21 protein-coding genes and 17 tRNA genes are annotated in these 22,831 nt (G+C 37.3%); 35 read left to right on the forward strand and 3 right to left on the reverse strand.

Annotated features, from left to right (window positions below; genetic code table 11):
- The first annotated feature begins 44 nt into the window (after window positions 1–44).
- The 17 genes from AC220I_RS06195 to AC220I_RS06275 all read left to right on the forward strand — a co-directional run bounded on the left by AC220I_RS06195 (window position 45) and on the right by AC220I_RS06275 (window position 1,695).
- A tRNA-Leu gene (locus tag AC220I_RS06195) sits at window positions 45–133 on the forward strand.
- Window positions 134–192: 59 nt separating this feature from the next.
- A tRNA-Met gene (locus AC220I_RS06200) sits at window positions 193–269 on the forward strand.
- Window positions 270–274: 5 nt separating this feature from the next.
- Window positions 275–349: transfer RNA gene (locus AC220I_RS06205), tRNA-Glu, on the forward strand.
- A gap of 33 nt (window positions 350–382) precedes the next feature.
- A tRNA-Asp gene (locus tag AC220I_RS06210) sits at window positions 383–459 on the forward strand.
- Between the two features lie 20 nt (window positions 460–479).
- Window positions 480–555 (forward strand) — tRNA-Thr (locus AC220I_RS06215).
- Window positions 556–562: 7 nt separating this feature from the next.
- Window positions 563–647 (forward strand) — tRNA-Tyr (locus tag AC220I_RS06220).
- Window positions 648–653: 6 nt separating this feature from the next.
- Window positions 654–727 (forward strand) — tRNA-Gly (locus AC220I_RS06225).
- Between the two features lie 60 nt (window positions 728–787).
- A tRNA-Val gene (locus AC220I_RS06230) sits at window positions 788–863 on the forward strand.
- 5 nt (window positions 864–868) lie between these two features.
- Window positions 869–943 (forward strand) — tRNA-Gln (locus AC220I_RS06235).
- Between the two features lie 9 nt (window positions 944–952).
- Window positions 953–1,028, forward strand: a tRNA-Lys gene (locus AC220I_RS06240).
- A 2-nt stretch (window positions 1,029–1,030) separates the two neighbouring features.
- Window positions 1,031–1,119: transfer RNA gene (locus AC220I_RS06245), tRNA-Ser, on the forward strand.
- 8 nt (window positions 1,120–1,127) lie between these two features.
- A tRNA-Ser gene (locus tag AC220I_RS06250) sits at window positions 1,128–1,219 on the forward strand.
- Between the two features lie 9 nt (window positions 1,220–1,228).
- A tRNA-Ile gene (locus AC220I_RS06255) sits at window positions 1,229–1,305 on the forward strand.
- A gap of 25 nt (window positions 1,306–1,330) precedes the next feature.
- A tRNA-Trp gene (locus AC220I_RS06260) sits at window positions 1,331–1,406 on the forward strand.
- Window positions 1,407–1,431: 25 nt separating this feature from the next.
- Window positions 1,432–1,508: transfer RNA gene (locus AC220I_RS06265), tRNA-Pro, on the forward strand.
- 27 nt (window positions 1,509–1,535) lie between these two features.
- Window positions 1,536–1,612: transfer RNA gene (locus AC220I_RS06270), tRNA-Ile, on the forward strand.
- A 7-nt stretch (window positions 1,613–1,619) separates the two neighbouring features.
- A tRNA-Phe gene (locus tag AC220I_RS06275) sits at window positions 1,620–1,695 on the forward strand.
- A 297-nt stretch (window positions 1,696–1,992) separates the two neighbouring features.
- Here the strand turns inward: AC220I_RS06275 and AC220I_RS06280 are convergent.
- Window positions 1,993–2,973 (reverse strand): ribonuclease H-like domain-containing protein, encoded by a 981-nt coding sequence (locus AC220I_RS06280; RefSeq protein ID WP_486722959.1) that lies wholly within the window; start codon window positions 2,971–2,973, stop codon window positions 1,993–1,995.
- A 184-nt stretch (window positions 2,974–3,157) separates the two neighbouring features.
- On the opposite strand from AC220I_RS06280, the gene AC220I_RS06285 reads away from it, so the two are divergent.
- Window positions 3,158–4,216, forward strand: a complete 1,059-nt coding sequence (locus AC220I_RS06285) for an HD-GYP domain-containing protein (protein ID WP_486722960.1) — start codon at window positions 3,158–3,160, stop codon at window positions 4,214–4,216.
- A gap of 239 nt (window positions 4,217–4,455) precedes the next feature.
- On the opposite strand, the gene AC220I_RS06290 is transcribed toward AC220I_RS06285, so the two are convergent.
- Complete coding sequence (locus AC220I_RS06290; RefSeq protein ID WP_486722961.1) at window positions 4,456–5,445, reverse strand: asparaginase; 990 nt, start codon at window positions 5,443–5,445, stop codon at window positions 4,456–4,458.
- A gap of 192 nt (window positions 5,446–5,637) precedes the next feature.
- On the opposite strand from AC220I_RS06290, the gene AC220I_RS06295 reads away from it, so the two are divergent.
- Window positions 5,638–6,798 (forward strand): cysteine desulfurase family protein, encoded by a 1,161-nt coding sequence (locus AC220I_RS06295; RefSeq protein ID WP_486722979.1) that lies wholly within the window; start codon window positions 5,638–5,640, stop codon window positions 6,796–6,798.
- 44 nt (window positions 6,799–6,842) lie between these two features.
- Complete coding sequence (gene thiI, locus AC220I_RS06300; protein ID WP_486722962.1) at window positions 6,843–8,030, forward strand: tRNA uracil 4-sulfurtransferase ThiI; 1,188 nt, start codon at window positions 6,843–6,845, stop codon at window positions 8,028–8,030.
- Between the two features lie 270 nt (window positions 8,031–8,300).
- On the opposite strand, the gene AC220I_RS06305 is transcribed toward thiI, so the two are convergent.
- Window positions 8,301–11,735, reverse strand: coding sequence for a transglycosylase domain-containing protein (locus AC220I_RS06305; RefSeq protein ID WP_486722963.1), 3,435 nt, complete (start codon window positions 11,733–11,735; stop codon window positions 8,301–8,303).
- Between the two features lie 163 nt (window positions 11,736–11,898).
- Between AC220I_RS06305 and hflX the strand changes: the two genes are divergently transcribed.
- The 15 genes from hflX to AC220I_RS06380 form a co-directional block, all read left to right on the forward strand.
- Complete coding sequence (gene hflX / locus AC220I_RS06310; protein WP_486722964.1) at window positions 11,899–13,179, forward strand: GTPase HflX; 1,281 nt, start codon at window positions 11,899–11,901, stop codon at window positions 13,177–13,179.
- A 5-nt stretch (window positions 13,180–13,184) separates the two neighbouring features.
- Entirely contained in the window at window positions 13,185–13,829 is a 645-nt protein-coding gene (locus AC220I_RS06315; protein WP_486722965.1) for a YigZ family protein, read from the forward strand.
- A gap of 29 nt (window positions 13,830–13,858) precedes the next feature.
- Window positions 13,859–14,254 carry a CoA-binding protein gene (locus AC220I_RS06320; RefSeq protein ID WP_486722966.1) on the forward strand — a complete coding sequence of 132 codons (396 nt, stop codon included), beginning with the start codon at window positions 13,859–13,861 and terminating at the stop codon, window positions 14,252–14,254.
- A 64-nt stretch (window positions 14,255–14,318) separates the two neighbouring features.
- Window positions 14,319–15,062 carry an NAD(+) synthase gene (nadE, locus tag AC220I_RS06325; protein ID WP_486722967.1) on the forward strand — a complete coding sequence of 248 codons (744 nt, stop codon included), beginning with the start codon at window positions 14,319–14,321 and terminating at the stop codon, window positions 15,060–15,062.
- Between the two features lie 348 nt (window positions 15,063–15,410).
- Window positions 15,411–16,130 carry a YebC/PmpR family DNA-binding transcriptional regulator gene (locus AC220I_RS06330; RefSeq protein ID WP_486722968.1) on the forward strand — a complete coding sequence of 240 codons (720 nt, stop codon included), beginning with the start codon at window positions 15,411–15,413 and terminating at the stop codon, window positions 16,128–16,130.
- 280 nt (window positions 16,131–16,410) lie between these two features.
- Window positions 16,411–17,322: an arginase gene (gene rocF / locus AC220I_RS06335; RefSeq protein ID WP_486722969.1), complete on the forward strand. Its 912-nt coding sequence runs from the start codon at window positions 16,411–16,413 to the stop codon at window positions 17,320–17,322.
- A gap of 122 nt (window positions 17,323–17,444) precedes the next feature.
- Window positions 17,445–18,053, forward strand: coding sequence for a class I SAM-dependent DNA methyltransferase (locus tag AC220I_RS06340; protein WP_486722970.1), 609 nt, complete (start codon window positions 17,445–17,447; stop codon window positions 18,051–18,053).
- A 34-nt stretch (window positions 18,054–18,087) separates the two neighbouring features.
- Complete coding sequence (locus tag AC220I_RS06345) at window positions 18,088–18,279, forward strand: hypothetical protein (protein ID WP_486722971.1); 192 nt, start codon at window positions 18,088–18,090, stop codon at window positions 18,277–18,279.
- A 15-nt stretch (window positions 18,280–18,294) separates the two neighbouring features.
- Window positions 18,295–18,732: a J domain-containing protein gene (locus AC220I_RS06350; protein WP_486722972.1), complete on the forward strand. Its 438-nt coding sequence runs from the start codon at window positions 18,295–18,297 to the stop codon at window positions 18,730–18,732.
- A complete protein-coding gene (locus tag AC220I_RS06355) occupies window positions 18,732–19,163 on the forward strand; it encodes an EamA family transporter (RefSeq protein WP_486722973.1) in 432 nt (143 codons plus the stop codon). The genes AC220I_RS06350 and AC220I_RS06355 overlap by 1 nt, the downstream gene beginning before the upstream one ends.
- Before the next feature lie 10 nt (window positions 19,164–19,173).
- Entirely contained in the window at window positions 19,174–19,707 is a 534-nt protein-coding gene (locus tag AC220I_RS06360; protein ID WP_486722974.1) for a GNAT family N-acetyltransferase, read from the forward strand.
- A 193-nt stretch (window positions 19,708–19,900) separates the two neighbouring features.
- A complete protein-coding gene (locus tag AC220I_RS06365; RefSeq protein WP_486722975.1) occupies window positions 19,901–20,575 on the forward strand; it encodes a TetR/AcrR family transcriptional regulator in 675 nt (224 codons plus the stop codon).
- Between the two features lies 1 nt (window position 20,576).
- Window positions 20,577–21,434, forward strand: a complete 858-nt coding sequence (locus tag AC220I_RS06370) for an ABC transporter ATP-binding protein (RefSeq protein WP_486722976.1) — start codon at window positions 20,577–20,579, stop codon at window positions 21,432–21,434.
- 1 nt (window position 21,435) lies between these two features.
- On the forward strand, window positions 21,436–22,167 hold the full coding sequence (locus tag AC220I_RS06375; protein WP_486722977.1) for a fluoroquinolone export ABC transporter permease subunit: 732 nt from the start codon (window positions 21,436–21,438) through the stop codon (window positions 22,165–22,167).
- A partial coding sequence (locus AC220I_RS06380) for a hypothetical protein (protein WP_486722978.1) occupies window positions 22,160–22,831 on the forward strand: 672 nt, incomplete at its 3' end. The genes AC220I_RS06375 and AC220I_RS06380, both read left to right, overlap by 8 nt.

The raw sequence follows: 22,831 nt of genomic DNA on the forward strand, positions 1-22,831 counted from the left end.
AACCGATAGGCTGAGGGTTCGAATCCCTCCCTTGGAGCCAATTTGCCGAAGTGGCGGAACTGGCAGACGCACAGGACTTAAAATCCTGCGATCCTTACCGATCGTACCGGTTCGATTCCGGTCTTCGGCACCAACTTCTTCTTTTAAATAAGAAGGGTGCAAAACAAAGTTGCCTTTGGTAACACATAATGTGGCGGCGTAGCTTAGTTGGCTAGAGCGTTCGGTTCATACCCGAAAGGTCGGTGGTTCGAGTCCACTCGCCGCTACCATTCATGGCCCCTTGGTCAAGCGGTCAAGACACCGCCCTTTCACGGCGGTAACAGGGGTTCGATTCCCCTAGGGGTCACCATTAGTTTGTCCGAAACTTTAAAACGGACATTACGGCCCAGTAGTTCAGTTGGTTAGAACGCCAGCCTGTCACGCTGGAGGTCGACGGTTCGAGTCCGTTCTGGGTCGCCATTTAATTTCTATAGTAGTATGCCGGTGTAGCTCAATTGGTAGAGCAACTGACTTGTAATCAGTAGGTCGCGGGTTCGAGTCCCATCACCGGCTCCATTTTTTAGGAGGGGTTCCCGAGTGGCCAAAGGGGACGGACTGTAAATCCGTTATCAGCGATTTCGAAGGTTCGAATCCTTCTCCCTCCACCACTACCTGCGGGTGTAGCTCAATGGTAGAGCCCTGGCCTTCCAAGCCAGTTGTGAGAGTTCGATTCTCTTCACCCGCTCCAAAAGATTTAAAATTTACAAACTTTAGTGATGCGGTTTATAACTGTAGAACAACTACCCATGGGAGTATAGCTCAGCTGGGAGAGCATCTGCCTTACAAGCAGAGGGTCATAGGTTCGAGCCCTATTACTCCCACCATACTTTGGGGATTCGCCAAGCGGTAAGGCACCGGACTTTGACTCCGTTATGCACAGGTTCAAATCCTGTATCCCCAGCCAACTTAATATGGTCCATTAGCTCAGTCGGTAGAGCACCTGACTTTTAATCAGGGTGTCCCGCGTTCGAGTCGCGGATGGATCACCAATGGAGAGGTACCGAAGCGGTCATAACGGGGCGGTCTTGAAAACCGTTAGGGTGCAAGCCCACGTGGGTTCGAATCCCACCCTCTCCGCCAATTTTAATGGAGAAGTACTCAAGTGGCTGAAGAGGCTCCCCTGCTAAGGGAGTAGGTCTTGATAAGGGGCGCGAGGGTTCAAATCCCTCCTTCTCCGCCATTAAAAAAAGGGCCTTTAGCTCAGCTGGTTAGAGCGCCCGGCTCATAACCGGACGGTCCGGGGTTCGAGTCCCTGAAGGCCCACCATGTTTCACATTAAAAAGAATATCTTAGGGGTGTAGCTCAGTTGGTAGAGCAGCGGTCTCCAAAACCGCGTGTCGTGGGTTCGAAGCCTGTCACCCCTGCCAACTTAATAATTAAATAATATCATTTCGGGGTGTAGCGCAGTTTGGTAGCGCATTTGGTTTGGGACCAAAGGGTCGCGGGTTCAAATCCTGCCACCCCGACCATTAAGGCTTTCGAGTCTAAAAAATTGTGGGCGTATAGCTCAGCTGGTTAGAGCGCACGCCTGATAAGCGTGAGGTCGGTGGTTCGAGTCCACTTATGCCCACCACAATTTTGCCCGGATAGCTCAGTCGGTAGAGCAGGGGACTGAAAATCCCCGTGTCGGTGGTTCGATTCCGCCTCCGGGCACCAAATTTACATGTAGAACTGAAGAGTTCTTTTTTTATTTTTTGAAAAAACGAACACGGAATCTAATTACGAATCTAAATAGAGTGTTTGATACTCGCTGGTTATCATAAGTGAGAGAAGATCATATTTTAAAAGGCATCGCCTTAAATGAAAAATTTAAATTTCCATTTAAGGCGATGCCTTTATCTTAAATGTGGTTAAAGTGCCTGTAATTCATGCTGTTTTTATGGAAGTGATGGTCTGCTTATAAAAGAATCTTTGGATTAAATTAAGTAAGCTTATAGGGATTGTAATAATCGTTTATGTTGTAAAATCAAGGTAAATCCGTTGGATTAGATGGATCAAATTATCCCAATGGATATCTTGATTCACTTCTATTAAGTAGTCTTGCTTATCGTGGGATGACAAGGAAGTGAAGTCTTGCTTAAACACAGTTCGGGTATTTAAGATTGTAATAGTACCTTGTGAATCTTTAAGTTTCAATTTATTTGTTTCAAATTTAATGAGTAAGTGGTCATTTGATTGAGACATAGATGCACCAATTGACTCATAAAAGAATTCAATCTGTGAGTCTTTATAAGGCATTCCAAGCGTAACTTCGCAGTAGTCCCTTTTCATATCAACTGAAGTAATGTAATAGACCTTATTTGATAAAGGACAAGGTTTATACAAGGGCGCAAAAGGTATATTCTTATAGATATTGAGTAGGGGGACCATGTTCAATATATCATCATAGTTATGAAGCAAAATTATTTCTTCAAGTTTTGGGTCTTTAGTTTCAATGTAACTTTGATAGAGTATGACACTATCTTTGCCACTGATGGTATCTGTTCGATCTATTCCTACAAATCGTTCTACTGATTTTAAAGTATAGCTTTCGAAAGGAAATAGGTTCTTATTTTTGCGTACAACTCTCAATAGGTCGATGTTGAACCTTTTGTCCAAATAACGGTTTAACTTTAAGGCACGAAGTCGTGCATTCATAAATGGAAAATCAAATGAATCACCATTGAAACTGACATAGTATTGGATATTGTGCATTTCTAAAATAATAAAAAGCTGTTTTAAAAGATCGCGTTCAGATTGATAGTCATCATTGAATAACTGAATTACTTTTGCCTTTTTAGAAAGACTCGAGAAAATGACAAGACCAATAAGGACAATCTTGTTTTTGTGACTGAGGCCGTCTGTTTCTATATCAATAAAGGCGATATTAGCACTTTGAAATAATGCTGTGACATAATCATTATTTTGTTTATAATCATACTCTAATATTTTCATCGTTCATCCTTTTTTTAAACTTTTCTTTTTATATTATAACATATAATTTTACGATGATATTGATAGTACTATAGTACTATTTATTTTAAAACCTTATCAAAATTCACCAAAGAAGATTGAATATTATGGCAATAGATATTAATCTATGATAATATTATTATGAGGTAAATTTGTAGGGGGAAAAATGAGAGAAATTGCAATAGAAGAGTTGACCTTGGGAATGTGTCTATCTAAAGACATATATAATGATCTTGGTAATATAATTTTATCTCAAGGTACGGAAATTTCCGAAAAGCATTTAGATTATTTTAGAAAACATGGCATATTTTTTGTGTACATTGAAGAAGCGGAGAATAATAAGTCGAGTGATTCTTATAAAATTGCTTTAGCCTATAAATTCAAAGATTTAAACAATGCATACGCAGAAGCGTTAACACAGTTTAAATCACTCTATTTTCAAATTCAAAATAAGCATTATGATTTTGATGCTAATGATATCCAAGTGAGTGTAAATACCTTAATAGATCATATGCTATCAGATAATGATATATTGGGCAGTATGCGGATTATTTCTCTCAATGAAAGTTATCATTTTACTCATGCTGTTAATGTTGCAATGCTTAGCGCTATGATCTGTAAATGGTTAAATCTAGATAAGAGTATGATATATATGGCTGCACTTGCAGGTCTTCTACACGATATCGGTAAAACACAGGTGCCACAGGATTTACTCTTCAAGTCAGGTTATCTTGAAGCTGATGAATATGAGCAATTAAAGATGCATTCAAGATTTGGCTATGAAAGTCTAAAAAACAATCCAACCATTCCTCGCGAGGTGCTGGCTTCGATTTTATTCCATCATGAAAGAAGTGATGGCAGTGGTTATCCAAGTGGATTAAAGGAAGAGCAAACGCCTTATCTAGCGCGTATTGTTGCAGTAGCTGATGTGTTTGATGCCATTACTTCAGACAAAATCTATAAGCGAAGAATTTCATCCTTTAAGGCCTTTACGATTATTAAAGATGAGAGCTTCAGAGGGTTAGATCCTAAAATTTCAGAAGTCTTCTTAAGCAATATTGCAGCCTATTTTGTTAACAACCGTGTTAGATTATCAGATGGTAGGGTTGGTGAGGTCGTCTATATTAACAAATACGCCCTAAATAGGCCTTTGATTAAGATAGCGAATGCTTTTGTTGATTTATCAACGGATTATTCAATTGAAATTGAAGAAGTGATTTCTTAGACCATGCATGATGGTAATACAACTAAAATATTATGACATTAAAAAAGCTATTTAATTCAACATTAGTTGATTTAAATAGCTTTTAATATATACAAGATATTTTGAGACTAAGCTTTAGTGGCGCATGTTCAGTCTCGTATAGGGACTGTAAATAGGATTGAGGCATTAAAATGACTCAAATGTTCTTTAAACTTAAATGAACGTCTGATTAAACTGAGTTGTCATTATACAATTGGGGTCTACTTGTAAAACAATGATTCAAATATAGATTTAATCTCTTCTAAATCACGAGTCATGCCTAGTGCGAGCATCAATTTTATTCTCGCTTTTTGACCGTTTAAATTACCGCCGAAAATAGCACCTAGGTCTCTTAAGTTTTTGCCACCACCTGAGTATCCATAAGAGTCTAAAACACGTCCTGACGGACATCTGGAGACGATAATGACAGGAATATTGTTTTGAATAGCATCTTGTATTCCTTCAACCATCTGTGGTGGTACATTACCTCTTCCCATGGCTTCTATGACAAAGCCTTTTACACCTTGTTCAATGGCAAATTTCATGTACTTTGAATCACTACCTACACAAGCTTTAATGAGTTCAACGGAAGTTTCAATTTGATTGGTTTCGATATGCTCATGCTTCATGATATTTCTATAGAAAATAACCTCATCGTTATCGACGATGCCAAGCGGGCCAAATTCTAAAGATTTAAAGGTATCAAGTGATAAGGTATGCGTCTTAGTTGCCTCACGTGCTGAGTTAACTTCATTGTTAAGTACAATAAGAACACCCTTGTTTATTGCCTCTTCTGAAATAGCTGTACAAATAGCTGAAGATAAATTACTTGGTCCATCATAACCAAGTTCCGAACTGTTTCTCATAGCTGCTACCATGACGATTGGTTTTGTTGGATTGATGTTTAAGTCCAAGAAATAAGCTGTTTCTTCAAGTGAATCTGTCCCATGTGTGATTACAACGCCATGTATATCACTTCGTTTAATTAGCCCTTTTACGATGTTTGCCAAGTCTAAGATCATCGTTGGTGACATATGTGGACCTGGGTAACTGCCGTAGTTGATAACCTCAATATCTGCAACTTTGTCAATGTTTGTGACCATAGACATGATTTCTTCGCTTGAAAGCGCAGGAATAGCTGCTGCTAAACGCTCATCCACTTTCATAGAAATCGTGCCCCCTGTAAAAATAACCGCAACCTTCTTCTTCATTAATGCCTCCAAAAATAAAGTACTTAATTTGAATTCAAAATTATTATATAATATTATGGTGGTTAATAAAAGTAATAAGAAAAAGTATACGGTGCTATTTGTTTTAAAAAAATAGAATATATATAGAAATGCTTTACTTTTTGTTATTCATAATATAAAATTCTATATTGTTTGTAAGGGAGTGATATTATCATATATTTAGATCATAGTGCGACAACACCACTGGACCCAAATCAAAAGGAAGGCCTTTTGAGGTTAATGTATGAAGATTTTGGTAATCCATCGTCACTGCATAAACTTGGTGTTAGTAGCGAAAAGTATATAAAAAAGAGCCGAAGTCAAATCGCAAAAGTTCTATCCGTTAATGAAAAGGAAATTTTCTTCACAAGTGGTGGTACTGAATCAAATAATTTTGCCATTCAGGGTGTTTTACCAAGACATAAGAAAGGCCGTATCATTACAACTGCGTTTGAACATCCTTCAGTCTTAACTTGTGTGGAGCAGATGGGAAAGAGGGGCTTTGAACCTTATTATCTAAAAATTGATTCTATGGGTAGAATTGATTTAAAAGCGTTTGAAGCAGCACTTAATATAGAAACGGTTCTTGTTAGCATAATGCATATAAACAATGAAATTGGTAGCATTCAACCGATTGAAGCCATTAGTCAGATGATTCAACAATTTAATCGTTTAAATGGCACAAAAATAATGCTTCATGTTGATGCAGTACAGAGTTTTGGTAAAATAAAATTTTCTCCTAAGAAAATGGGTATTGACTTAATGTCTTTTAGCGGACATAAGATTAATGGCCTCAAGGGAATAGGTGGTTTATATGTAAGAGATGGTATTACACTTACTTCACTCTTATATGGTGGCGGACAGGAAAGAGGCATAAGACCTGGAACAGAGAACATCTGTGGCATTTATTCTCTGGGAGAGGCTGCCGAGCAAGCCTTTCAAAATGTTGAGGAAAACTATAAATTTGCTGAAATGCTAAAAAGTGAAATGATTCAGTCCTTAAAGGAAAAATGTGATGACATTGAAATAAATGGACTAAACGATGCGTTGACAAGCCCATATATATTGAATGTTTCTTTCAGAGGTGTAAAAGGCGAAGTCCTCTTGCATACATTAGAAATGAAGGGCATATTTGTTTCAACGGGTTCAGCCTGTTCATCAAAAAAGAAAAGTTATTCACATGTTTTACAGGCCATGTCACTAGATGATGAAAGAATGGATGGGGCGATCAGGATAAGTTTTTCTAAGCTAAACACCATTGAAGAAGTTTCTACAGCTGCAGATATAATATCCAACGAAGTAAGGAGCCTAAGAAAAATTATCAAGCGCAGATAAATTGTCTGAACAAGAGAAATGTATACAGGCAGAGAGGATAAATAATGAGAGAATTAATTTTAGTGAGATATGGTGAAATAGGTCTAAAAGGCATGAACAGACGCTATTTTGAAAAGAAATTTGTTAGAAACATCAAGTTGGCAATCAGACATATTGAAGATGCATATGTTCTTGATCGACATGGAAGAGCCTATGTGGATTATGATGAAAAAGATCGTGATGAAGTCATTCATACTGTTACAAAAGTGTTTGGTGTCGTTTCGATTAGTATAGCCCATAAGATCGAAAATGATTTTGAAAAAATGAAAACGGAGGGGTTGGCGGAAGTAAAACGCCAAATGCTTTCAACCGGTGCGACGACCTTTAAGGTTGAAACCAAACGTGCCAATAAGGGATTCTCTATGAAGTCACCTGAGATTTGTCAAAAGGTAGGGGGCTATATTTTAGCCAATACAGAAGGCCTCAGTGTTGATGTCAACAATCCACAAATCACTTTAACACTTGAAATTAGAGAGAACACTTATATTTATTGTGAGCGAATCCCAGGACCTGGCGGTATGCCTTATGGCACTGCTGGAAAAGGTATTTTGCTTTTGTCTGGGGGGATTGATAGTCCAGTTGCAGCGTACCTCATTGCCAAAAGAGGCGTTGAACTTGAGGCAGTTCATTTTCATTCGTATCCATTTACCAGTGATCGGGCTCTTGAAAAAGTCATCGATCTTGGGAAAAAAATCACCAACTATACACGAAACCTCAAAATACACAGTGTGAATATTTTAGAAATCCAAAAAGCCATTAACGAAAAATGTCCTTCTGAAGAAATGACCATTTTGTCACGCCGTTTCATGATGAAAATTGCTGAAAAATTGGCAATCGAAGACAATTGCGGTTGTTTGATTACAGGTGAGAATATTGGTCAGGTTGCGAGTCAAACCATGGAAGGTCTCGCGGTTACCAATAGTGCTGTGAACTTGCCAGTATTGAGACCCCTTATTGCATACGATAAAGTTGATATTATAAAAATTGCAAAACAAATAGATACTTTTGAGACTTCAATTTTACCCTTTGAAGATTGCTGCACCGTCTTCTTACCAGATAGAGTGGTTACCAAACCTAAGGTCGATAAAATCGTTTATTCAGAAGGTTTGCTGGATGGTGAAAGACTTATAAACGAGGCGATTGAAAATAAAGAAACCTATATTATTGTCAATGGTGAGCTAAGAGAGTCTTAATGCCTTTAGGCCATTGTGGTTGCTCTGACAAATTTTATGTAGATGAGAATCACCAAAGGTATTTTAGTATTATAATAAAAGCCCAATCAAAATTAAATTTGATTGGGCTTTTTACTGTATATCATTAGTTCTTTGAGCAAGAATGTTCAACTTGCAAAAGGGTTAGATGAGAACGTTAACATCAAAACAAGGTTTTGACGTAAAATGACTTTTATTGATCTTACCATACTTATTAAAGTGGGACCCAATAAAGGGTCTCAAGGGACTTCTTCAATTGTTAGTATTAAAATCTTGTTCTGTTACATTACTGTTATCATCAACAGCATTGATGGCATCGTTAATATCTGGTACTGTGTTGAGTTGATCAAGATCATCTGTCGTAAATGACGGGATGAACTTAATCATATAAGCTGGGATTGTAGATGCATCTGGGAAGACAATTGAATTGTCCACTAAAATCTTAGTACCAACAGGTAGCAATACTTTTTGGCCATCATTTAACTCGATAAAGAATGGTCGTTGAACTACTGTACTACCATCAGCAAATTTGATTGTCGGTTGAACACCAGCATAGTCACTGTAATCAAAAGTGTCTATTATTGTACTGTTGTGTATATCACAGTCTTCAGTTGGTAGTTCATATATCCAGTCACCTAGAACAATCGGATTACCTCTGTTATCATAATTTTCCTCTGGAACATAAGGGATAGGTCGTTTAACGAAGACTCTATTTTCCACGAGTGTTGTAGGACAATTAGGGGTTGCGAGCTTGCCACTTTCAAGACAAATCGTGCCTGCAACATGAACATCATCTTCTTCAGTCGGTTCTGTGCCCTTAATGAAGATTTCGCTGATTACTGTATTTCTAGGATCCATATAGGATAAATCTGTTGGTAATTTTCCTGACATAGTATCTACTTTTGATGTGACAATGCCACTTGGCTTATCAAATCCTTTAGGATCTAAATCTGCATGGATTTCACTCATCACGGTCTTCCAGAACAAGGCTGATACGCCTGATCCTTGATCAAGAGGCATATTGACATCATTTCCAAACCAAACACCAGCAACGTAATATGGTGTATATCCAATGAACCATGCATCCATTTTATTTGAAGTCGTTCCCGTCTTTCCTGCAACAGGAATGGCATCATTATTTGGTGAAATCTTAGCTGAAGATGCAATACCAGATGTTACTGTTGAAACCATCATATCCTGTACGATATAGGCAACGTTTTCATCTACAACGACTTCTTTGCTCTGGTTGTTTTCGAGGATAATTTCGCCTTTGTTGTTTTCAACAGTTGTATAGGTAATCATTTCAGTTAAAACGCCTTTGTTGGCAATCGCACCGTAAGCGTTAGTCATTTCAACAGGAGAGACGCCTTTGGTCATACCGCCCATTGAAACAGCAGAGAGATTCATATCACTAGTGCCGCCTTCTGTCACTAAGGAGGTGATACCAAATTTCTGTAGATAAGAAATACAGGTATCCACACCTAGATCATTTGCGATGTAAGTTGCAATTGTGTTAATAGAGTATTGCATACTTTTTCTAAGTGTTGTAAGGCCCCAGTGTTTTGGATAAACACTGGAATTTTCATACCAGTTATATGGCCAACGAATTTTCGGATCGCCACTTAAGTAGAGTGGACGGTCATCAATTGGTGTGGCAACGGTATATTTTAAAGAATCAATAGCAGGCGTATAAATCGACAATGGTTTGATTGAAGAACCAGGTTGTCTAGGATTTACAGCACGATTGTAGATTTTTTGACCTGAAATGTTACGACCGCCTACAATGGCTTTCAATTGCCCTGTATGATAGTCAATAATAACCATAGCAGATTGGGGTTGAATAATACCAGTATCGCTAATATAGTAATTGTCTTTGTCAATGAGTAGGTTTTGCTGACCATCTAATTTAAAGAATTCAGGATTTTCAGTTAAAAATAATCGATCGACAACGACGTTTTTATCCTCATCAAATGATTTATACTCATTTGGGATGAAAACATCGCGACCTTCATAGGTGTAAAGACCTTCAATGCTTTTTTTGCCTGTACTTTTACCACTGGCTTCTTCATTGTAGGTAAAGGTATCCTTGACAACGACTTGAATGCTCACCAATTGTCCATCTTGTGAGTGTGGATAGAAGTTCAAGCGTTTGTTCTTGAAGAGGACAAGGTTACCGTGGTCATCAAACTTATAATCACTTGATGGAATCATCAGTTGGTTTTGGCTGTTAAGAAAATTGCTCTGTTTATATAAAAGCGTTTTTTTAGATTCATCTGATATAATATTGCCATTTTTATCAAATGTAACAGTTACTCTTGGGAAGTTCTCGTTATTTCTCAAAAAGCCTTGACGATATAGTGCTTTTTTAAGAAGAATGACTTCTTCGCCATCAGAACCTTTTTTGTAGAGATTTTGAGTAAAGACTGAAGTGTCCATTCCAGTTACTTCGCCGATTTTAGCAATTGTGCCTTGGCCTGCAATACCATCTGCTGATAGGCCATACTTGGCTTGAAAAGCCTTTACAGCAGCATAAGTAGATTCTCCAAAATAAGAAGTGAAGTTATCTGCATCATAGTTGCTTTCAAGAATCTTTTGCATGTCAAAATCAATTGTAGAATGAATTACAAGTCCTTTTGTATAAAGCATACTTGCGGCTTCATTGTAAGTGTAACCGTAAGCTTCAATGAGATCATTGATGACATCATCCTTAACCATATCGGCGAAATAAGATGTTATTTCTGTCTGAGTTGACTTGCTGGGATTTAACTTTGTTTTTAAATCAACAGATTTTGCAGCTTCATACTCGGCATCTGTTAAATAGCCGTTTGTTTTCATTAAACTAATGACGGTCTTATAACGGCTTTCACACTTAGGGTTAAAAACAACTGTGTACAAAGGATCCGTATCGTCTAAAACGTAATCCTCAGCCGTTATGTCTACTTTTTTCTTGGTAATCATAGGTGCATAAGCTGTTGGTGACTTAGGGACACCTGCAAGCATTGCTGCTTCCACTAAATCAAGATCGATTGCACTCTTTGAAAAATAGGTTTGTGAAGCGGCCTCAACACCATTCGCGCCTGATCCAAGATAGATTTGGTTGAGGTAGCCTTCGATGATTTGTTCTTTCTTGAGATACTTTTCAAGTTCGATGGCATAATAGGCCTCTTTTATCTTACGGTCAACAGATCTTTCAGATCTAACTTCGGTTAGATAAATATTACGTGCAAGCTGTTGTGTGATGGTACTTGTACCACCAAGACGTTTACCAGAAGTAAGTGTATCTTTAAAGGCACCAATCAAACGAATGAAGTTAAAGCCATTATGTTCCCAAAATGTCTTATCTTCAACTGCAACAAATGCATTGATTAGGTTCTCACTCATATCGTTATACCTTACAACCGTTCTTAAGCCGTCGTTTTGGATTTGTTCCAGTATTCGACCTTCGCTATCGACAATCACAGAATTCTCAGTGAGAGATTTTTCGATTAGGGTTGGGTCAATGGGATCAACCGTTTTGAGAACGTTTGAAACATAGAAATAGACAATACCAGAGCCTAGCAATCCTCCGACGATCATAAGGATTAATAATACTTTCAGTATATTTAAAAACGTACCACTTGATTTCTTCTTTTTCTTTTTCTTCTGACTTGCATTCTTTTTAGGAGAAGCAGTTTTATTACTTTCCATTTAAAGACCTCCAATGCTTTAAAATGACACATTTCCTTACAGAAATTCTCAATGTATTATAACACATTTAATTAGGGGTGTTAAATCATTTAAGTGTAAATAATCTTTTTGTAATATTACGGTTTTATAGTATAATTACCTTATGAAAAGTAGGTGATATATTATGGAAGAGAATAAAGTTATAACACAACGTGCTGTTTTAGTAGGGCTATATCAGGGCTTAAAAAATGAATTTGACATTGAAGAGTCCATGAATGAGCTTGCTGAGCTAGCACTCGCTGCAGGTGCTGAAGTTGCCGATATTATCATTCAAAATAAATCGACAATTGAGGCGGCTACTTTTATTGGCACTGGGAAAGTAGAAGAAGTAAAGATTGCCGTTCAAGATACCGAAGCAAATATCGTCATATTCAATGATGAGCTGTCAGGCGCTCAGATTAGAAATTTGGAAGCATTGCTTGAAACAACTGTAGTAGATAGAACTGCACTGATATTGGATATATTTGCAATAAGGGCACAGACTAAAATTGCAAAGTTACAGGTTGAACTCGCACAATTGAGATATAGATATCCAAGATTAACAGGTCTTGGGGCTTCACTTTCACGTACTGGAGGCGGTATTGGAACGAGAGGACCCGGAGAACAGAAGTTAGAAATAGATCGACGTAGAATTAATGAACGCATCGACGAGATCAGAAGACAAATCAAAGATGCAGAAAAAAATAGAGCAGTTCAAAGACAGTTGAGAGAGAAGATGGAAGTACCTGTGGTGGCACTTGTGGGTTATACAAACGCAGGGAAGTCGTCTGTCTTAAATTACTTCATCAACACTTCACTTGAAGGTGAAGAGGATAAACGCGTCTTTGAAAAGGATATGTTGTTTGCTACCTTGGATACTTTCGCTCGAAGAATTGTTCTGGAAGACAAGAAAGAATTTATCTTAACCGATACAGTTGGTTTTGTATCTAAATTGCCACATAGCATTATTGATGCATTTAAAGCAACCCTTGAAGAGGCACTTGGTGCGGATTTATTACTTCATGTTGTGGATGCTTCAAACGATTCATTTAAAATGCAAATGGAAGTAACAAAACAGGTTTTAACAGAGTTACATGCTGGTGACAAGGATATGATTACTGTTTTTAACAAAATCGATCTCGTTCCTGGCAAGGTTATTGGTACCCAAGAGGATTCAGTTCATATTTCTGCAAAAACAGGCGAAAACATTGAGCTTCTCGTTGAAAAGATTAAGAAACACTTGTTTAGCAACATGAAAAATGCAGCATTTGTGGTGCCATATACTGACGGAAAAGCGACATCATATCTCTGTCAAACTTATCAAGTTAAAAAACTGGACCATCTAGAAGAGGGAACTTATATTGAAGCTGAAGTTTCTGAGATAGATTATAACAAGTACAGCCAGTATTTAAGACATGAGGAGTAGGGGAAATGAAACCATACAAAACGATTTTGAATGAAAGTGAGTTTGAACTTCATATTCAAAAATCGAGATTTATTGGATATGCCACACCCGTTGAAAGCGAGGAAGAAGCCGCTGGGTTTATAGAGCGCATAAAAAAAAAGCACTACAATGCAACACATAATGTGCCTGTTTATTTACTTGGTGACAATATGAGCATTCAACGGTATTCGGATGATGGAGAACCGTCGGGAACGGCAGGTGTTCCAATTCTGGAGATGTTAAAACGTGAAGGCATAACCAATCTTTGCATTGTTGTTACGCGTTATTTCGGTGGTATAAAACTGGGGACAGGAGGACTTGTACGCGCTTACACAGAAGCGGCTCAAAAGGTAATTGAGGAAGCTAAAGTTGTCGATAAAGCGGTTTATAGAAAAATGACACTTAAACTTTCTTACCATTTGCATGGAAAGGTTCAAAATGCATTATTACTTATGGAGAATGTCGTTTTAGAGGCTACAAACTTTAGTGATTTCGTAGAAGTTGTTATGTACGTCATGGAAGGCGACCAAGATCATTTGTCAGATCAATTAATTGATTTAACCTCAGGAAATATAGAAATTGAGATATTGGATGCCACCTATCTTACCCTTTATAAGGGGACACTGATATAGTTTTTTAAGGAAGTATTGGAGGTAAAAACATGGATGAACAAATTAAAAAAATGTTGGACCAAAAATGTTGGGCGGTAGTAGGCGCAACAGATAACCCTTCTAAATATGGTAATAAAATTTATAAAAAATTAAAGCGATTTGGATATGAAGTATATGCAGTCAACCCTAATTATACTGAAGTAGATGGTGACAAATGTTATGCGTCTTTGTCAGATTTGCCAAAAAAAGTGGACTGTGTAGATGTGGTTGTTTCGCCCAAACTTGCCCAGAATGCTTTAAATGAAGTTATTGAATTAGGAATCGAGAATATTTGGTTTCAACCAGATACCTTTACTGTAGACCTTATTGATCAATCAGAAGCTGCAGGTGTCAATACGGTTTATCTCAATTGCGTTTTAGTTGAATTGGATCGTCGATCGTTATAGATTGATCGTTAAAGATCAATGGTTAAACCGTATAACTTGTTATTGGAAAGGATGAAGTAGTGAAATGAAATACACAATTGAAGAAAAAATTGATTTAACTGTTAACTGGATTAGAGAAACCGTAAAGGGCTCTGGAACGGATGGTGTTTTAGTGGGACTGTCTGGTGGCATAGACTCATCAGTGGTTGCCTGTTTACTTAAAAAAGCATTTCCTCAAAATTCTTTAGGGGTAATTTTACCTTGCAAGAGTAATCCTAAGGATGCTGCTGATGCAGAGGCTTTGGCAAAAGCATGTGGTATAGATTTCTTCACCGTCGAACTCTCTGAACCCCATGACTTGCTTCACAATAGTATTCAAGCTCGTCTTGAAGATAAAGCTGTTAAAAACACGAGATTGGCGGATGCGAACCTTCGTGCACGTCTGAGAATGACAACTTTATACGGTATAGCAAATTCGCTTAATTATCTCGTTGCTGGAACCGATAATGCAGCAGAAATTTACACAGGCTATTTTACCAAATATGGTGATGGCGGTGTTGATATTGTTCCAATCTGCAATCTGCAAAAAAGAGAAGTTTTCCAGTGGGCGAAAGTGCTTGGTGTACCTCAGCAAATTATTGAGAGAGAGCCGACTGCTGGCTTATGGGAAGGTCAAACTGACGAGTCAGAAATGGGGACAACTTACAACATGATAGATGATCATTTGGAAGGTAAAACCATTCCTGATAAGGATCGTGAAATTATAGAAAGACTTCATAGAATTTCGGCACATAAAAGAACCATGCCGCCAGGACCACCAGTATTTTAACGAAATGACGAGAAGCTGCTATTAAGCAGCTTCTTTTTATATATGATTATTTCTCGTTTAGCTTTGAGCAAGAATCTTAAACTTGAGAAAGGCGATTAGGGGAGAGGGGAACGTTAAAACAAGTTTTTGGTCTTAATGGATTATATACAACAAAATTTGAGCCAAAAGCTATTAGGGGGGATGTTCAACTTCAAACAGCGCCAGCGAAAATTGTTTTGAGATGTTTAGAAAAGTTACTAAGGCTTTTAGCAAGTGATGAGAATGTTTCTTGGATAAGAAAAACTTTAAAAAAGATTAAAGATATGCTATGATTAGGGATAGTTAATAAACAGATTAGGAGAGATTACTTTGGGAAGAATAGGAACAATAATCCAACGAAAAGGTAAACAAGATGCTAAAAAAGCAAAAGAGTTTACAAAACTAGGTCGATATATTATGGTTGCAGCCAAAGAGGGCGGTTCAGATCCAGAATACAATGCAGCTTTAAAATCAGCAATTGAAAAAGCAAAAGCGGCAAATATGCCTAATGATAACATTGATCGTGCTGTTAAAAAAGGTGCTGGAGACAGTGATGGTGCAGTTTTTACAGAGCTGACTTATGAGGGCTATGGTCCAGGTGGTGTAGCAGTTCTAGTAGAATGCCTTACAGATAACACCAACCGTACAGCTGCTGATGTAAGAAGTTATTTTGTTAAAGGTAAAGGTAACCTTGGTACCAATGGTTGTGTGTCTTTTATGTTTGATCACAAAGGTGTTTTAGTGATCGATAAAAAAGATGGCATGGACGATGAAGAAGTTGAAATGGCAGCAATTGAAGCTGGTGCAGAAGATTTCTTAATTGAAGAAGATCACTACGAGATCTATACTGAAATTGGTGACTTTGCTGGTGTTCGTGATGCTTTATCAACTCAAGGATTTGAGTTTAGCATGGCTGAACTTCGTTACTTGCCACAAACAATGACGACACTTACAACTGAAGATGACATTAAGTTCATGACGAAATTAATTGACCTTTTAGAAGATAATGATGACATTCAGAACGTTTACCACAACTGGGAAGAAGCTTAAGCTTAGTTTATGTAAGCGTTTGTCAAAAGTGATGACAGATTTATGGTAAATATAAAAGTCTTCTCTAAGGCTGAATTATGATGTAGATAACACCTTTATTTATTGTTGTTTATTGTTAAGAACGACTTTGAATGGAGGTGTTTTTTTTGATCATATAAAATGGGTACATCCTATGAGGAATTATGAAAAAATGATCAAAATCTCTAAATAAAGTAAAATCATTACATATGCAAGGCATTTATAAGTCTGCATATAATAACAATAATTATGGGGGACAAAAATGAAGCCAACGATTAATGCAAACCTATCTTTAGTAGGAGTATCTATGGATTTGGGTGCTGGTACCGCAGGGGTTAGTTTAGGGCCGGCAGCACTTAGATATGCTGGTGTTGTAGAACGTCTTAAGAATATTGGTTATGATGTGAAAGATGAAGGCGATATTGTTGCCAATATGCATGCAAATGCAGTTACAGAAGGCACACACCTGAAAAATCTAAGTGAAGTAGCACGTGTAAACACACTGCTTTGTGAACGTATTGACTCTGTCATGAAAGCGGGAAGATTTCCACTTGTTATCGGGGGAGACCATAGTATTGCAATCGGCACAATTTCAGGTGTACTTCAGCATAAGAAAAATTTAGGAGTAATCTGGTTTGATGCACACGGTGATATAAATACTGCTGAAACATCACCATCTGGTAATATTCATGGTATGCCAGTTGCAGTGCTATTAGGTCATGGTCACGATTCGCTCACATCGATTGGTGGCAGTGATGCTAAGATTAAACCTGAAAATATCGTTTTTATTGGATGTCGTGATCTTGATACGGGTGAGAGAAAAATGCTAAAGGCGTTTGGGATAACAGTCTTTACTATGCATGAAATAGACCGATATGGCATGACTGAGGTGATGAATCGTGCGATTAAAATTGCGTCTGAAGGCACAGATGGTATTCATGTGAGCTTTGATGTGGATTGTATGGACCCTGTACATGCAATTGGAACTGGTACACGTGTACCTGGAGGGATGACTTATAGAGAGAGTCACCTAGCACTTGAGATGATTGCAGAAACAGGCAAGGTTGTCAGTGCTGAGTTTGTAGAGGTTAATCCAATTATTGATGTGAAGAATCAAACGGCTATGATTTCTGTTGAACTAATGGGATCCTTAATGGGAGAGTGGCTGATCTAGTTTTTTAAGACACCTATTTTTTAGGTGTCTTTTTGAATCCTGTAATTTATGGCGTCCTCTTTTTAATTAAGGTATAATGAGATAAAGGGTAAATAATTATACCAGCATGCAAAGGAGGAAGCATGAGTTTCGATCAATATGCACTTCAATGGGACAACGAGAGAAGAATTCAGAGGGCAAAGCGCATCGCTGAAGAAATGTCTAATAAATTTACACAAGTGAGATATGAAAATGCACTGGAATTTGGCTGTGGTACGGCCTTGGTTGGATTCAATTTAATGGATAGATTTGACAACTTATTGTTGATGGATTCATCTGCGGGTATGGTTGAGATTGCCAATCGAAAAATTATAAACTCAGATGCATCTCATGTAAGAGCAGTTCAAATGGATCTCTTGAATGAGAGTATAGAAGAGCGTTTTCAGATGATTTTCAGTTCAATGGTCTTTCATCATATTGCTGATACTGATAAAATACTGAGTAAGCTATATGCTGTTTTAGAACCTCAAGGTGAAATTTGTATCGTTGATATCGATGAAGAAGACGGTCATTTTCATGATGATTATCCTGGTTTTGACGGCCATAATGGTTTCAATCATGAATCTTTAAAAGCGAAGTTTGAGTCAGCAGGCTTCAAAAATATTAAGGTAGAAAATTTTTATCATGATTTTAAGCAGACTAAGGACAAAGCAATCCCTTACTCACTTTTTATACTAATGGCATCAAAGTAATATGGCTTTAAGAATATAATGGAGGTTGTTAGCTATGATTGAAACAATATCACATAGTTTGCCTATTATTTTGGCCCTTATTTTTTCATTTCTTTTTTGGGCAGCAATCCGAATTGTTATCAACAGTTTGTTCTATGATAAGAAGAGAATCAAAAGTTTGGAAGATGAAGTTGAGCGATTAAACTCAGAATTGGAAGCCTACAAGCGCGAGGAAATTCATGAATGATGAGGGGGAAGTCTGATGACGAAAACAGAGCTTGTGAAGAAGTTGAGGCAGCTAAAAAAGCAAGAGATTTCCATTAGATTCGAATATAGACCAATGATAGAAGGGACGCCTTTAATCTGGAATCAGTTTTTTTCAACCGACGCGAAAAGTGATATGGCAACATATTCATTGTCAAAATTAATGGATATGTCCCATGATGATCGTAAAGAAGTTTTTACGTGTTATTTTTTTGCGGTTTACCATCAATATTATAAAGAAAATGGATTGCCATTGACACAATTATTTGATCAAGTACATTTAGAAGCACTTGGATTAATAGCACCAGTTACAGAAGAGCAAATTAAGAAAAGATTTAAAGATTTGGCCAAGCTTCATCATCCAGATAAGGGTGGCGATGCCAGTATCTTTGTTGAAATTCTTGAAGCTTATGAGAAGTTGAAGGAGAAATTTTAATGCAAAACTACATTTTATATCCCGCTTTAGTCATAACGGTGATATCAACTGTTTCTTACCATTTTATTCAAAAGTCCACACCTGCAAGTGTGAATCCCCTAATGTCATTACTTGTAACTTACTTAATTGCTGCAGTTTTATGTGTGGCATCCTATCCTTTTTTTTATAAGGGAAAGGACATTGTGGCTGAGTTTCAACAACTTAACTGGACCAGTATTGCACTTGGCATTGCAATCTTTGGCATTGAACTTGGATTTCTCTTTGCCTATCGATCAGGTGGTAATTTGTCTACCACAAATTTATTGTCAAGTTCTTTGGTTGTATTGCTTTTATTTCCAATTGGTATTATGGTTTTCAATGACCATGTAACGCCATCAAAGTTGATAGGGGCATTATTTTGTCTAGTGGGCATTACAATGCTAACCAAGTAGGGAGATCGATGTGAGTGATTTTATCTTAAGAGGCAAAGGCTTTTATCTCAAGCCTTTGGTTGACGTTGTTTGTCCAGAACGCTTATCTGAATGTTTGAATGATGAAGATCTGACACAATATATGCTCGATTTACCATATCCCTATACTGTGGATGATGGTGAAGAATTCCTAAGCTATTTAAAATCTGAAGCGACGGCAAAAACAAGTCTGGAGCTTGGCATAGTAAATGACAATAATGAGTTTATGGGTGTTATGTCCTTTGCAAGTTTGAACAGACAACACTTTAACGGTGAAATTGGGTATTGGCTACGAAAAGAATACCAAGGTCAAGGAATTGCCTATCATGCGGCACAGGTTTTGATAAAGTATGGTTTTGAGGACTTAGAATTAAAGCGGATTTACGCATATGTCCAGAAAGACAACCTTGAATCCATCAAGTTGCTTGAAAAGTTAGGGCTTGAACAAGAAGGACTCTTGAGGCAGGCAGGGTTTCATCGGGGCAGATTTATTGACCGGTTGGTCTATGCCATTATAAGGGAATAAAAATAATTTATAAATCGTGGGTTGACATTCCCCACGATTTCTTTATAATTAAATTATAGACCGACGGTCGGTCGGTTACGAATAAAACATCTAAATTAAGAAATGATGAAATGATGGGTTTTTAAAATTTTGGAATATGAGAATTCTAACTTTGGAAAATTAATGAGGATATCGGATATAGGGAAGGTGAAAAATGAGTACTCGTGAGAAAATACTGGATTGTGCAAAAAATTTGTTTTTTACAATTGGATATGAGAAAACATCTGTTCAAAGGATCATTGATGAGGTTGGCATTGCTAAGGGCACCTTTTATCATCACTTTAAAACCAAAGAACAACTTTTGGACGAATTAACAGACTCCCTCATAGAGGTGGAAGTTAATCAGACGATCGAAACCGTTTTGAGTTCAGACTGGGATGCAATTACTAAATTTAACAATATGGTTAATAGACAGAGTGAATGGAAAGTAAATCATTTTGAACTTCTTTATACGGTTTTGAAAGCCTATTATAGTGAAAATAATCATTTTTTTAGAGAATTAATGCGTCAAAAGAACATCAGAAATTACGCACCGATTTTTGAGAAAATTATAGAACAGGGTATTCGGGAAGGCACTTTTAAAACCACTTACCCAAAGGAAATGAGCGAGATGGTTTTAAGGATTTCAAATGTGGAGAGCGAGGAAATCTTAAATATCATGCTCAATCATTCTATGTATGAAGCGCCAGCAAAAGAAGTTACCAGAAGATATCAAATGCTGGTATACGCAATGGAGAAAATCTTGGGTGCTAAAGAGGGCTCAATTAAAATTGAAGTAGAAGAAATTATCACTGAGTTCATCGAGTTCATGAAGCAAAAGGAGGCATAATATGATACGTGTTAAAAATTTAAGATATACCTATAAAGGTGCAAAAGTAGAGGCCGTTAAAGGCATCTCATTTGAGATTAAAAAAGGTGAAATTTTTGGTTTTCTTGGTCCAAGCGGTGCTGGAAAATCCACCACGCAGAATATACTCATAAGACTTTTAGACCAGTATGAAGGCGAGATTGAGATATTTGGAAAGGATTTAAAGTCATTTGGATCAGAAATTTATAACCGTATTGGGGTTGGTTTTGAGCTCCCGAATCATTTTTTAAAGCTAACAGCAAGAGAGAATCTCGCTTTCTTTAAATCCTTGTATGAGGGTGAGACAAGAGATATTGACGAGTTATTGGATTTGGTTGGGCTAGGTGATGCAAAGGATCAAAGAGTAGATAATTATTCAAAAGGCATGAAAATGCGTTTAAACTTTGTTAGAGCCTTGCTGAACAATCCAGAAATATTGTTCTTAGATGAACCAACTTCAGGTCTTGATCCAGTGAATGCTAAGATCATGAAAGATCTCATTTTAAAAGAAAGGGCCAAAGGCCGTACCATATTTATCACGACACATAATATGCAGGTTGCAGATGAGTTATGTGATAGGGTGGCATTTATGGTTGAAGGTCAAATTGCTGAGATGGATAAGCCAGAAGAGCTTAAATTAAAGCATGGTGAAAAAACTGTTGAAGTTGAATATTATGATGGTGATAAAGGGGTTAAAAATATTAATTTTAATCTTGAGTCTCTGGGAGAAAATGATCAGTTTATAGACATTATAAAGTCATACCCATTAAGAACCATTCATTCTCAGGAAACCACACTAGAGGATGTCTTTATAAAAGTCACTGGAAGGAGCTTGGTATAATATGAGACGATTACTCAATTCTATTAAATGGGATGTTCGTTTTCAAGTAAAATACGGCTTGTATCTAGCAGGGGCAATACTGACACTGGTATGGATCGGCGTGCTATATTTATTCAATGGTGATGGTGTAAAATTAGCCATTCCCGTAGTAATGTTATCTGATGTTTCAACTATGGGACTCTTGTTTGTTGGGGCGATATTGTTTTTCGAAAGAGGACAGGGCTCCATTAGGGCTGTAATAACAACGCCTTTAAAAACCGGTGAATATATTATTTCAAAGGTCGTATCATTAACACTCTTTATAAGTTTATTTTCCATGGTATTAACTTTGGCAATTTCCATGCTTAAAGGTTTAACGATTAACTGGATATTTCTTATATTATCTGTGGTTTTAATTGCTGCTGAGTACGTTTTAATCGGTTTCTATTTAAGTACATTTTTTAAAAATTTTACTGACTTTTTATTGCCAATGGGATTATTATTTGGCGTGCTCAATATCCCGATATTTTCAATGTTCAATATCCCTGCAATGGAGTCTATTAAGACACTTCTATATATTTTACCGTCCACGGGACTTATTAAACTCCTCCAAGGAATTTATGCAACTCAGTCCATGGTGGATGTACTATATGCGATATTTTATAACCTCATTATGATCTTTGTGCTTTATAAGTTATGTTTGAAGAATTTTAACACAAAAATCATAGGAAGGGCAGGTGATTTAGATGCGTAGAATCATTTTTCTAATTAGGAATCAAGTTAAGCGTATAGGTAAGGACAATTTGCTTTTGTTGCTTTCAGTCTATCCCTTGCTATTGGCTGCCACAGGCAGATATCTAGTGCCCTATCTCAGGATGGTCTTTATTGATAAGTTTGATTTGGCACTTCATTACCCAGCCATTTTCACTTTCTTTATATTGGCAAATCCTTATATTTACGGTTCTCTAGCGGCATTTTTATTATTGGATGAAAGGGAAGAAAATGTTCTTGAGGCAGTACGTGTAACACCACTCCCGATGAAGCATTATCTCTTTACCAAGGTTACCTTCTTTACAATTCTATCTTTTGTATCGGGACTTTTTATAACTGAGATTGTTGGCTTTATGAAGCTAGGCCTCATGAGCTCTATTATATTAAATGCGCTTCTGGCCTTGGCGGCACCCTTCAATATGGTCCTAATAAACAGCTTCGCTAAAAACAGATTAGAGGGCTTTGCGATTGTTAAAGGATCAGGGATGCTCATCATGCTACCACTTGCAGCTTTTTATATGCCAGCACCCTTTAAATGGATTGTAGGAATTTTACCAGGTTTTTGGCCTGCCATGTCACTGAGTGCCTTACTTGATACGGGGATACAGGGGACTTTATATTGGATATTCACCTTGATCGGCTTTGTA

It is taken from the genome of Fusibacter sp., assembly GCF_057447755.1.